At 58.9% G+C, this 12,156-nt stretch carries 12 protein-coding genes; 5 read left to right on the top strand and 7 right to left on the bottom strand.

Annotated elements, in window-relative coordinates; all coding sequences use genetic code 11:
- Positions 1-295 precede the first annotated feature (295 nt).
- The 4 genes from AWB77_RS02420 to imuA (AWB77_RS02405) all read right to left on the bottom strand — a co-directional run bounded on the left by AWB77_RS02420 (position 296) and on the right by imuA (AWB77_RS02405) (position 5,881).
- The gene (locus AWB77_RS02420; protein WP_061132772.1) at positions 296-517 is read right to left on the bottom strand and encodes a hypothetical protein; all 222 of its coding nucleotides are present in this window, start codon (positions 515-517) and stop codon (positions 296-298) included.
- 104 nt (positions 518-621) lie between these two features.
- The gene (locus tag AWB77_RS02415) at positions 622-3,768 is read right to left on the bottom strand and encodes an error-prone DNA polymerase (protein WP_061132771.1); all 3,147 of its coding nucleotides are present in this window, start codon (positions 3,766-3,768) and stop codon (positions 622-624) included.
- Between the two features lie 12 nt (positions 3,769-3,780).
- Positions 3,781-5,244, bottom strand: a complete 1,464-nt coding sequence (locus tag AWB77_RS02410; protein WP_061132770.1) for a Y-family DNA polymerase — start codon at positions 5,242-5,244, stop codon at positions 3,781-3,783.
- Positions 5,168-5,881 carry a translesion DNA synthesis-associated protein ImuA gene (gene imuA, locus AWB77_RS02405; protein ID WP_061132769.1) on the bottom strand — a complete coding sequence of 238 codons (714 nt, stop codon included), beginning with the start codon at positions 5,879-5,881 and terminating at the stop codon, positions 5,168-5,170. Before imuA (AWB77_RS02405) ends, AWB77_RS02410 begins: the two co-directional genes overlap by 77 nt.
- 408 nt (positions 5,882-6,289) lie before the next feature.
- Between imuA (AWB77_RS02405) and AWB77_RS02400 the strand changes: the two genes are divergently transcribed.
- The 5 genes from AWB77_RS02400 to AWB77_RS02385 all read left to right on the top strand — a co-directional run bounded on the left by AWB77_RS02400 (position 6,290) and on the right by AWB77_RS02385 (position 9,648).
- Entirely contained in the window at positions 6,290-6,634 is a 345-nt protein-coding gene (locus tag AWB77_RS02400; protein ID WP_061132768.1) for a hypothetical protein, read from the top strand.
- Between the two features lie 38 nt (positions 6,635-6,672).
- Complete coding sequence (locus tag AWB77_RS02395) at positions 6,673-7,632, top strand: SOS response-associated peptidase family protein (RefSeq protein ID WP_061132767.1); 960 nt, start codon at positions 6,673-6,675, stop codon at positions 7,630-7,632.
- A gap of 59 nt (positions 7,633-7,691) precedes the next feature.
- Positions 7,692-7,964, top strand: coding sequence for a hypothetical protein (locus AWB77_RS34145; protein WP_074168828.1), 273 nt, complete (start codon positions 7,692-7,694; stop codon positions 7,962-7,964).
- Positions 7,965-8,406: 442 nt separating this feature from the next.
- Positions 8,407-8,868, top strand: coding sequence for a response regulator (locus AWB77_RS02390; RefSeq protein ID WP_061132766.1), 462 nt, complete (start codon positions 8,407-8,409; stop codon positions 8,866-8,868).
- Between the two features lie 306 nt (positions 8,869-9,174).
- A complete protein-coding gene (locus AWB77_RS02385) occupies positions 9,175-9,648 on the top strand; it encodes a response regulator (RefSeq protein WP_061132765.1) in 474 nt (157 codons plus the stop codon).
- A gap of 36 nt (positions 9,649-9,684) precedes the next feature.
- On the opposite strand, the gene AWB77_RS02380 is transcribed toward AWB77_RS02385, so the two are convergent.
- The 3 genes from AWB77_RS02380 to imuA (AWB77_RS34140) all read right to left on the bottom strand — a co-directional run bounded on the left by AWB77_RS02380 (position 9,685) and on the right by imuA (AWB77_RS34140) (position 12,037).
- Complete coding sequence (locus AWB77_RS02380; RefSeq protein WP_061132764.1) at positions 9,685-10,074, bottom strand: response regulator transcription factor; 390 nt, start codon at positions 10,072-10,074, stop codon at positions 9,685-9,687.
- Positions 10,075-10,801: 727 nt separating this feature from the next.
- Positions 10,802-10,996, bottom strand: coding sequence for a hypothetical protein (locus AWB77_RS02370; RefSeq protein ID WP_061132762.1), 195 nt, complete (start codon positions 10,994-10,996; stop codon positions 10,802-10,804).
- A gap of 324 nt (positions 10,997-11,320) precedes the next feature.
- Positions 11,321-12,037, bottom strand: coding sequence for a translesion DNA synthesis-associated protein ImuA (gene imuA, locus AWB77_RS34140; protein ID WP_074168827.1), 717 nt, complete (start codon positions 12,035-12,037; stop codon positions 11,321-11,323).
- Positions 12,038-12,156 lie beyond the last annotated feature (119 nt).

Genomic DNA, 12,156 nt, shown 5'->3' with positions numbered 1-12,156 from the left:
ATCGGCGATGCGCTCAGACTTTGGAGTTCTGCGTCGGCAGTCCGTCAAACGCGTCACGCGCTGTTTGCAGCTCATCTACAGCAGCGGTCAGACGAGCCAAAAGTAAGGCCCGCGTGCTTTCATCGCTCGACGTCTTGACAAACGCCTCCAGCGACTCTGATGCTGACAATACCTCACGAGCTGCGTCTGCAATGCGCGCGATGGCTCGTGCCTCGTCAGTCTCGCAGTTCATTTCGCTCTACACGCCCCGAGCAAGGCTAAGAACCACATGGAAGACAGAGAGGCTGGCTTTACTTCAGTTGCGCCCCTCCGTGCCTTTCAGCGCGTCATGCTTGTGCGAATGCGTCGCAGCGTACTTCAGTTCGAAATGCGCTCCCTTGCCACGTCGCGTCGGCGGGAAGTGCTCGCCCTCCACGCATGTCACTTCGAACGTATCCTTGCCGTCATCGTGAACGACTGAGTAGATGCCGGAAACCTTCACAATCTCGCGCGGCTTGTACGCAGTGTCGCCAGCCATATTTGTCTTCAAGTTGAGGTAACAACTGAGCCAAATAGCAAGCGATGTTCCTTTGCTTTGAGCTGCGGGTCGTCGGCGCAGCGCCTCCCTGGACCTTGGACGTTTCAGCAAAAGTTGCGGCTCACCGTATTCAAACCGCCGAGCAGATGAGACATGTCGACGAGCCGCTGCGCGACGAGGTGTCGGACTTCACCTTCACACTGCCAAGTGCCGTACACCCCCAGCAATGCAGCACCAAGCGCTTCTCGCCGCTGACGCTCGAGAAGCGACGGCCAGATGATGACGTTCACATTGCCCGTCTCATCTTCAATCGTGACGAACATGACGCCTTTCGCGGTACCGGGCCTTTGACGAACAGTAACCAGGCCGCAGGCACGGGCAAGCCGACCGTTCCGGTAGGTCATCAAGGTTGAGGCCGGCATTAACCGCTGCTCGAGCAAAGTTGAGCGAAGCAGCGAGAGTGGGTGACGCCCGAGCGTGAGTCCTGTCGAATTGTAGTCAGCGACGATGTTCTCGGCCTCCGACGGCGCACCAAGCACCGGGGTCTCATCATCAATGCGCGCTTCGGCAAGAATGTCGCGGTCCGGCACTGCAGCGACTGATTGCCAAAGCGCCTCGCGCCGGTTCCCGGCGAGCGACGAGAGTGCATTTGCTGCGGCCAGCACCTGCAGGTCACGCCGGTCCAGTTGCGCACGCCTTGCAAGGTCGCTGACGCTCGAGAATTGCTTCACGGCTCGCGCTGCCTCAATGCGTTCTGCCGCACCATCCTTCATGCCTTTCATAAGGGAGAGTCCGAGGCGCACCGCCACAGAGCCGTCAGCTTGCTTTTCGAGAACAGAATCCCACCCGCTAATGGTCACATCAACCGGAACGACCTTCACGCCGTGACGAGTGGCGTCTTGCAACAGTTGCGACGGAGAATAGAAGCCCATCGGTTGACTATTGAGCATCGCAGCGAGGAACGCGGCGGGTTCGTGACATTTCAGCCAGCTGCTTGCATACACGAGAAGCGCAAAACTAGCTGCGTGGCTTTCAGGAAAGCCGTATTCGCCGAAGCCGTGAATCTGCTGGAAGATAGACTCAGCAAATTCCTTATCGTAGCCTCGATTGAGCATGCCGCCAACGATACGGTCATAGTATTTGTCCAAGCCGCCTTTACGCTTCCACGCTGCCATTGCCCGGCGAAGCTGGTCCGCCTCGCCCGGTGTGAAGCCGGCAGCGAGAATGGCGACTTGCATGACCTGCTCTTGGAAGATAGGCACGCCAAGCGTCCTACCGAGCGCTGCTTTCAACGCTCCGCTTGGATAGCTCACCGGCTCGAGGCCTTGGCGCCGTCGCAGATAAGGATGAACGGCGCCGCCTTGAATAGGACCTGGACGCACGATGGCAACCTCAATGACAAGGTCATAGAACTCGCGCGGCTTCATGCGAGGCAGCATGCTCATCTGAGCACGTGACTCAATCTGAAATACGCCCACAGTATCAGCGCGCGAAATCATGTCGTACGTTGCCTCGTCTTCGGCTGGAATGTCTTGCATCTCGAAACGCTCGCCGCGCTGCTCGGACACGATGTCGAGCGTGCGCCGAATCGCCGACAGCATGCCAAGCGCGAGAACGTCTATCTTCAGCAGGCCAAGCGCCTCGAGGTCGTCTTTGTCCCATTGAATCGCGCTGCGGTCTTGCATGGCGGCGTTCTCGACTGGCACGAGCCGCGTGAGTTTGCCGCGACTGATGACAAAGCCACCAGAGTGCTGCGACAGGTGGCGTGGGAAATTCAGTATCTGCGCGGCCAGCGTCGCCCACATCGCAATAAGTGGATTGGAAGGGTCGAGCCCGAACTCCTCGAACCGCCGGAGCAGGTCCTGTGAGTGGTCGAACCACTGATGCGACTTGGCGACCTTGTCAACGATTTGTGGGTCGATGCCGAGCGCCTTCCCGGTCTCACGCAGCGCGCCTCTTGGACGATAGGTCGAAACCGCAGCAGCGATTGCAGCGCGGTCGCGACCGTACTTGCCATAGATGTACTGGATGACTTCTTCGCGACGCTGGTGCTCGAAGTCGACGTCGATGTCGGGCGGTTCTCCTCGTTCTTTCGAAATGAACCGCTCGAATAACATGTTGCCGCGAGAGGGGTCGACCTCCGTCACGCCGAGGCAGTAGCAGACCGCGGAGTTAGCCGCTGAGCCGCGCCCCTGGCAGAGGATGTGCTGACTGCGAGCGAAGCGGACGATGTCATAGACGGTGAGGAAATACGCCTCGTATTGCAGTTCACGGATGAGCTGCAATTCGTGCTCAATCTGCTCCTGCACCACGTGCGGGATGCCGGACGGGAACCGACGATGTGCGCCGATGTACGTCTCTTGGCGCAGGTAGGCCTCGTGCGTGAACCCCTCGGGGACGAGTTCGTCGGGGTATTCGTATCGAAGCTCGTCCAACGAGAAATTGCATCGCTCCAAAATATTGAGCGTTTCGGACAGCGTATGCGGTGGATAGAGATTCGCCAGCCGCAACCGCGAGCGCAAATGCCCTTCTGCGTTTGGCGCCAGGTCATAACCGCACTCGGCAACGGGCTTCCCAATACGGATTGCCGTCATCGTGTCTTGTAGCGGCTTTCTCGACCGTACATGCATGACGACGTTGCCCGTCGCGACAACCGGCACGCGATACTGGTCGGCGATGTACTCGACCACACCGCGGTGGATGTCGTCCATCGCGCGCTGGTGCAGCGTAAGACCGACCCACGCCCGCTCGGCAAAGACATCGTTCATCCACTCAAGCTGAGCAGCAAGCGCGCCTTCCTTTGCGGGGAAATCTGGCACGAGAATCGCGAGGCAATCGGGCATGCCTCTCAGATGTGCGTATTCTCTCTCGGGCCTAGAGATGTCATTCGGGGTCAGCAGGTACTCGCCCTTGGCTGCCCGCATGCGGCCCAGCGTGATGAGTTCGGAGAGGTTGCCGTAGCCATTGCGGTTTTGAGCCAGCAAAATGAGCCCGAACGCCGGACTCCTGTCTGCATTCACAAGCCGGAAAAACGACCCGATGATAAGGGGGAGCTTCTCCTCCTTTGCCTGTACATGAGCCCGCACGACACCCGCCAGAGAGCACTCATCCGTAACGGCGAGCCCAGAGTAGCCGAGTTGCGATGCGCGCAGCACCAATTCCTCGCCGTGAGAAGCGCCATGGAGGAAAGAGAAGTTGGTGAATGCGAATAGCTCCGCGTAGTCCGGCAACGCCGACGAGGGGAAGTCCACGACGACACCTGCTTATCCGAACAGCCCGTGGAGGAACCATCGGACTTCTTCCGTCTTCACGCTCGGCCGCTCGCGGTATATCCAGTAACAGCTCTTGTCGCTCGCCTCAGCGACATAGTAGTCGCGCGTGACCAACTCGCCGTCATGCCAACCCGCTTCGATGCGTTCACCCGTCGAGACGAGCTTAAGCGGAGAACCGTAGAACGGACGATGGTTCTTCATCATCAAGCGAAGCGGCTCCTCGAGCAGCCATGTTGGACGTGGCAACCCTTCGGGCGGCACCGACAACTTTGCGTCGTCCTGGACGGACACCCATCGGTTCGCGAGCTCGGGCCGGTGGTCGGACGTCGGCGCCGGGCGCAGTACGTTCTCAGCACCCAGTCTTGCGACTAGCAGTTCAAGGAGGCGGTTATGGTCTTCCGCCGAACCGCCCGGGTCGGGGAATAGGTCCTCCGACGGCGGCTCGGCGGGTTGAACCTTCGACGAGGTCAAGCGCACGGCGATAACTGCCGCCTGTAACTCCGTGCGACCGAGCCGTTCTTTCAGCAAACGAACGAGATGCTCTTCGTGCCACGTTGGCTCTGCGAGCGCAATTTCGAGAATGGTCGGTTCGACCGCCTGGCGACCGCGCTCGTGTTCAAGCGACACCGTCGCATGCGTGAGCGCAAGCTGATGCGCGCTCAACCAGCCGCAAAGCTGCACGATAAGCCGACGTGCGGAGAACAGCACCGCTTCGGCATGCTCGACACGGTCCGGAAGCTCGGTGCGCGCGCTGAAGTTTGGCGGGACCTCGAGCCATTCATATAGCTCCGGTGACAGACCATAAGCACGGTCGAGAGAATCCAACAAATCCACACCACACCTCTTCTTCAGTCCAGCGCGCGGCAGGCGCCGGATGTCGCTCAACGCTCGGCAGCCGAGACCGTGAAACCAGTCAGCGAATGCGCGGACTTCCTGTACGACCATAAACGGTAACGAGTCAAGATGCCGCTCGAGCGAGCGCATCTTGACTACGCGGCAACGGCCGCGTTTGGCAAGCAGCCAGGCGCCTTGCCCGGTCGGCGCCACGCTCATGCGAACCGTTACGCCTATCGACTTCACGACGCGTCGGATTTGCGAGCAGACGCTTCGAATGCCGCCAAAGAGTCGCAGGCTGGCGGTCACGTCCATGACGATGGTTTGTTCGTCGCATAGCGCGACCTGTGGGGAGAAGCGCAACAGGCCGAAGGCGACTGCGCGCTGCATCTCCGCCTCGAGCGGGACGCTCCGGTCGTACACCGCCGCATCCGGGGCGAGCGTCGTCACCCCGCCTCGTTTCATCCCCGGTAGAACGCCTGCTTCTCGTGCCGCCGCATCCATCACAATTACCTTGTCGCGTTCAAGCACCGCACACCCGTGTTCAGTCGGAGGCGACCACCTCGGACGGAACACCTCCAGCGAAAGCCGGGGCAGGAAGATGGCGACGAACACGGCCATAAGGGCTCAAGAGAATCGGCGATGGTTGGAGTGCGATGGATAGCTTTTCAGTCTTGGTTGGGCCTCGTCGCTTCACCACGTCAACGACGAGGCCGCCATCAGCGGGTCTCACCCCCAGCCGCAGCGTTGCCGGCGATGCGTCTTGCGCGCTCGCCAATGGCCGGATAAGCACGAGCAAGGTTTCGGTCGCTTGGGCAGCTAGGTGAAGACGTCGAAGCGCTTCAGCCCGGATGTGCTGCTGCCAGAACACCAGGGCACCGCAGCTCTTGGCTTGCAGCACGCGTTCGGCGCACCAGAGGGCGTCCGCCGTCTTGGGCGCCTGCAATCTCAACACCTTGTTCAACGGCAAACCGAGATACGAGAACGCCAACGCGTTTGGAGCGTGCGGCGCCTGCAGCAGCACGATGGGGCGCGTACTGCGTTCGAGGAGAGCCGGCTTCAACAGCCGCATCTCGCCAGTCCCTGGCTGCTGGACAAGCAGTTCCACCAACGCGCCGAGCGGCCAGCCTCCGCCCGGCAACTCGGCCAACAGCGCGGCATATCCGGTGTCGACCGTCTTGCCGTACGCGCGGGCGAGCTGAGACCCGCGCCAAAGGCTCGGATGAATCGACTCGATGTGTTGAGGTAGAGCGGCCATCTTGCTAAAACACTGTATGGATGTACAGTATCGTAACGCAAAAAGCGAAGCAGTGAATTGCCCCTTTTTAGTCGCTACTGGGAAGTCGAATGGCTATGCTTGTACGGAGGTACCCTATGCCTGAGGTCGCCGAATTCGTCGCATGGCTGGGCGAAGCCTCTGGCAACGCGGCCATCGCCGGAACTGTGGCACGCGGCAAGCTGTTGAGCCGACATTCTTCTCGCAAGAGAACGGGCGCATCGTTGGTACGAGTTCGATTAAGGACGACAACCGATGGAGGGTCGATGGCGGCATCCGAGACCGCCATCATTGCGAGGGGTGCGACGGTTCTTGCGTCGGAACGACAACGCGGTGTAGTCAGCGCGGAGGACCGAAGTTCGAGCAAGGAGAACAAACGGGACCCACGGAATGGATAAACCTGATATAGACGAAGTGCCGGGCGCACGCGCCGATTTGCTGTGCTTCCTGGTGGCAACCGTCGCTGCGTCGCACACACTGACGCGCGAATGGCGCATTGACCATGTCGTTGAGAGCAGTCGACTTTGGCTGGCGAGAAGCGGCGTATCGATGCATTGGCTTAACCGAGTGCTGCTGGGCCAGCTTGCGATGAAGATTGCCAAGCGCGAGTTGAAGGCCGCTGGCATCGCGGTACGGCAGAGCGACGTGCAGGTGCTGTTCACTGGCGAAATGAAGCTTAATCACGCTAGCTCGGTGGTTCAGAAGATGATGAAACTGTGCAAGCAATCTCTCTGAGCCGGTCAGCCAATCAATCGACCAAAAGAAGGCAACGCATGTGCTACTCGGCCCAAATTCAGGCGGACTATCGCAGGTATGTGAGAACTTTCGGTGCACACATGGACATCGAGGAATTCGCGCGCCTGTACTTCGAGCGGGCCGAGGGCAGCAAGGCGAAGATTCCCAAAGCGGTCGACGACGCGTTTCGCGAACCGCAGACTGATGCCGAGAGCGAGATAAAAGCGTTAATCGACCGGTACAACACAGACCAGACGACGAAGCTTGAGCAGGAGCTATTCAAGCAGCGAACCCGCCTTGCGGACGCCGAGCGCACATTGAAGTCGAAGGTTACGAAGGCGGCCACCGAGAGCGTGCGCATTGCGACCGCCAAAATCGAGGCCTCCCTACGCCGACTCGAGGACATCAATCGGACCGGGCCCGAACCTCGCGACTCACGCATCTTCCCCGGCTCTTACGCGCCCGTGCTTGTGATGGAGAACGGGAAATATGTGGTCAAGCCGATGCGGTACCAATGCCGAGTAGCAGGTAAGCCGGCGAACTACGATGTGAAGTACCCGGGGACTTATAACGCACGGCGCGATAATCTCGAAGGCTTCTGGAAACCCTGTTTCGGCTACACACATGGCGTGATGCTAGTGGACGTCTTCTACGAGAATGTCAAAAAGGCGAAGTACGAGAACACGCTGCTTGAGACGCATGACCGAGATGAGAACGTCGTCCTTGAGTTTCGCCCGAGCAACGGCCAGTTGATGCATGTTGCATGCCTCTGGTCCAGATGGACCGCGCCAGGGCAGCCCGACCTGCTGTCCTTCGCCGCAATCACGGACGCGCCACCGCCCGAAGTCGAGGCTGCTGGCCACGACCGATGCATCGTGCCCATCAAAGTCGAAAATATCGAAGCGTGGCTTAATCCCAGCCAGTCCAATTTGAATGCGATGTATGCCATCCTTGATGATAGAGACCGACCATACTACGAGCATCGACTTGCGGCGTAACGGTCGGCTGCTCGAGCATAGCTCGGTGGAACGGAGCGTCGCGAGAGAAGGAGCGTCGAATGATACGCAAAACACTCAATGCGTCTCGACTTCAGCAAGAAGTTGACCGACGAATCCATCGGCTACAGGAAATCGTTGAAGACGGCGTAAAGATTCGAGTTCCGCGGCCCCAATTGCAGGAGCCCGATAAAACGGGATGTAACTGGAACATGGCGCATTTTGGAAATGCGGTCGGCTTCGAGCGCGACATCGATGGTGTACTTAAGGCTGTACGCGCTGAGTACAACCTGAGCACCGAATCAAAATCCGCTACCGACCCATTCGGTGACTAAGGGAGAAACAAGGGAGCGCTGCTAACGTACAGTCAGGGGGAGTTACGATTCTGCTTCGCAGAGGCAGCAGAATGAGCTTTGACCTTCAGGCGCTAGCAGCCTATCTCGGCCGGTGTGTTGTATCTTGCTCTTCGGGCCTTAGAAGGCTGGAGTCGCGAAAAAAATAATCGAACGCGAACGCCGCCGTGAGCCAGTCAGGCAGTGCCAACAGTGTCATTGTGAAGCAACGGTGAGGGGCGCCGACGTGGTCGAGGCTGACTCCGAGTGTCACCGCTCGAAGTCGGCCTCAGTAGCCGTAGAGGTGAGCGCCTGATGGGTTACGCGCGGATACGTTGATTCAGATTAGACCCTTGCACTCGTGCGGACGGTCATTTCGTTCCGATGTGAGGGCCGGTCCGGTTCTTGCGCGGGCGTGAATACATCCGCTCGATATAGACAAAAGATGGAACGCCCCATTCTAGTTGTCGACGACAGCAGTGCTGATGTCGAACTGCTACAGGCCGCGCTTGAGCGCTGCCACAACAGGTTGCCAGTGATGGTAATTCACGACGGGCAGCGGGCACTCGACTATTTGAAGTGCGAAGGCGAATTCCAGGACCGCGATGAGCAGGACCCACTTTTCGTATTGTTAGATTTGAAGTTGCCACGTGTATCGGGGTTGGAGATGCTCGAGTCTTTGAGAGCAACGCCCGAGCTTCGAAAGTTACCAGTCGTCGTGCTTACCTCGTCACGGCTTGCACAGGACTTAGAACGCGCTTACGAGCTTGGCGCGAATGCGTTCGTTCAGAAGCCGACCTCCTTCGAGGAGTTGAAACACGACGTTGGCAACATACTGTCGGTCTGGGGCCGGCTCAACAAACAGCCTCCGAGATTCCCAACTGCGCAAGTCGGTGGAGTGGCATAGAGCCGACGCAAAGCGTACAGGACTGCAGCCGGTTCACAAGACATCAATTGGCCGTCGGCGACGAAACGATTGTCATCGCCACTTGCGAAACGAGTTGCACCGAACGACTTTCCGCGCCCTCCGTTTCCGGCAGCCATGTTTGCGCGATAGCAAAAATTGCACGTGCGAACAATTTTCACTGCGTGCACAATGTGCTCGACCATCGCATCCATTTGCGCGCCGCTGGATGCAGACACCCTTGAACGAGGCATGCGTCTTTTGCGCCCCCCTCTGCGAGCGACCGCCGCCAGCTAGACAAAAAAAAGAATGCAAAACAGTACGAATCGTCCGATAGTCGTCGTCGAAGATGATGAGAGTGACCTGGAGTTACTTCAGATTGCCTTCGAGAGGGCAAATACGACGCAACCCGTCGTCGCATTGAGAGACGGTCAGCAGGCACTCGATTATCTTCTCCGTGAAGGGGAATTTGCAGGTCGTGTGGGCCACGACCCAGAATTTGTGCTACTTGATATAAAAATGCCGCGCGTCACCGGGCTCGAGGTCCTCAAAGCGATGCGCGAAAGCGACGCACTCCGCGACATACCGGTCGTCGCCTTCACGTCTTCGGTCCAAGAACAAGACGTGGTTCGAGCGTACGACCTTGGTATCAGTGCGTACGTCGTCAAGCCGACAGATTTCACTGAGTACACGCGAAACATCGCGAATATCAAGGCCGTCTGGGGCTCTTTGAATGAGAGCCCGCCCGAGTTCCGACAGCGGGTTCACAAATCCGAATCGTGAGGTGACGGCTTTGACAGCAGCGTCGTTCAGGTGGCGCTAACTGCGGCCTCGGAGGGCTACGGCGTGGATATGCTCGATGAACTGCTCTGTGTCGACCGGCTTTTCGACGACCAGGTCTGCCAGGCCCTTGCCGTCAATGCCCCTCGCCGCAGACCATAGCACTATCGATGCTTTCTGAAGGGCGTCCTCTGCTCTAATGGCGGCGCAGACTTCTAGCCCGTTTATGCCGGGCATCATGAAGTCACAGATGACAACGTCCGGCCTGCAAGACTTCGCTTTCATTAACCCGTCTAGCCCGTTAGGCGCGGTTAATACAGTCATACCCTCCATCTCTAGAACCATCGACCAAGCAGCGCATATGTCCACCTCGTCGTCGATGAGGAGGACCGTGAGTTTCTTAGCTTGATTTGGAGGCAGGGCGGACATGGTTGATACCATCAGATTGCGACTCGACTCAGCCGCTGACCGCAACGGCCGTGCCACGAAAAGATGCGCCGAAAGCGCTGTTTTTAAGTGGGTTTCTCCTGCGTATCGCTGACGCGTGGCCAGCCTGTGACACTGTGAAGCGACGCATGCTATCTTGATTTGACGGCATACTCTGCTTGGGCGAAGGGATACGGCGCGGTTCGACTTGTGAGGTCTCAATGTCAGGTGGGAAGAAGACAGCTGTGGATGTTTGCCAAGAGAGTCCCGAAGCGCTTCGAACGCTTGCAGAATGTCTGGAGCGCGCGCTCGACGTGGCGACGAGTGTGGTCCTAATTCGGCACGTTCCCGAGGTGTGTACTGTCTATCTTGGCGACCCTTCCGAGGCGCGTGAAAAACTACGCAAGGTGGGGACGATTCCACGTGCGCTCGCGGACGAAATGTTAATGCTGACGTCCTCCGGGCTGAATCAAATCCAGATTGGCGACCAGCGGTACCGCTTTGTCCGCACATTCACGCAAGTCGAGAAAGTTCCAGCCGTGGTGTTCGCGGCTTAAGCGTAACGCCGCAGGGTCGCGCGGCAATGGGCAGAAAAAAGGCCTCGCGAGATTAGCGCGCCAGCAGCATCACTCGCCGGTCGGCCCCTCGAGAGAAGCGGTCGCGTCCTTCGAGACGGGCGACCGCTCCGGTTGCTGAGAACGTATGACTCACGGTCTCGGTCGTGCCGAGACTACAGTTTCATCCCAACGTGAGGGGGGGCGGGGTCCGGCTCATTCTCCAGTGCGTTCATCGAGGCGATGACGCGATAGGCTTCGACAAGTGCCTTCTCCTTCTCGATATCGTGCCCGCCGACGACGTGCGCCATCTCGGCGCGAGTCAGTTCTCTTTCCTGGCAGGGCAGGTCGGCAATCGTTAGTATGCTCATTTCGGTTCACCATGAACGTGGGTTGCGGCAAAGGGCCGAGTTTCGGATGAAAGCGGTTGACAGCGCCGCTCGCTGAGTACTAGTCACGTTCTGTGCCCACGTCCCTATTAGACATCCTTGATGGCGTAACCTATTGTTTTTCTGCGAAAAACTCAAGGGCCGTGCACTCTGGGTCATCCGGTCGTGCTAGCAATGTGTCGGACGGACGGCGACACTCGATATGGTTTCTGTTGCTACTGACAATGCGGTTCGTGCAAACACGCAAGAATGCTCGCAGCTTTTGGCGCGCCGCTGAGGGTGGAAATGAAGAATCGCAGAAACTGTTTAGTGAGCCGCCGCGATGTCTGCTGACAGCTTCGCCGCCGCAATGTCCGACGCGGAAGCGTGGCGGTGTGCGCGGCCATGGGGGCTCAGAAGCACGGGCGATGGCTGAAGCGGAACGAACAGCTTCTCGCATCGCGTAGGCCCTCTTCGCTTGACCACATTCACATCGACTCCGCCATCGGCCGGCCTGACCGCAAGTCGCAAGGTAGCTGGCGACGCATCCTGCGCGCACGCGAGTGGCCGGATGAGCACGAACAACGTCTCGGCCGACTGAGCTGCGAGGTGAAGTCGTCGGAGCGATTCCGGTCGGATGTGTTGCTGCCAAAACAACAATGCCCCGCAAGTACCGGCACTCAGTACGCGTTCGGCCGACCAGAGGGCGTCAGCGGTTTTAGGCGCTCGGAGCCGCATGACCTTGTCAGCAGGAAGACCAAAGTATGCGAGCGCGAGAACATTGGGGACATGCGGAGGTGCAAGCAAGACGAGTGGTCGCTTGCTGACAGCAACAAGAGCTGGACGAAGCAGCCGCACTTCGCCGACGCCGGGCTGTTGAACGAGCAGTTCGATGAGTGAACCGACGGGCCAGCCACCACCGGGCAGCTCCGCCGAAAGCTTGGGGTAGCCGGTCTCGACAGTCTTCCCATAGGCGCGGGCAAGTTGCGACCCCCGCCACAGCGATGGGTGAAGCTCCTCTATGTTTTTTGGAAGGGCCGCCATTGATTTCAAGCGCTATTGAGAATCGCGGTGGAGTCCGCTGAAGGCCGAAAGTTCGTAGCTGTCGGTCGGGCGTCACTTCTTTGCGCAAGATAGCGCCGGGTCGCCAATCCCTCGCGGCA

The organism is Caballeronia fortuita (genome assembly GCF_001544835.2).
GTDB classification, from domain to species: domain Bacteria; phylum Pseudomonadota; class Gammaproteobacteria; order Burkholderiales; family Burkholderiaceae; genus Caballeronia; species Caballeronia fortuita.
This window is presented reverse-complemented; position numbering and strand designations above follow the sequence as displayed.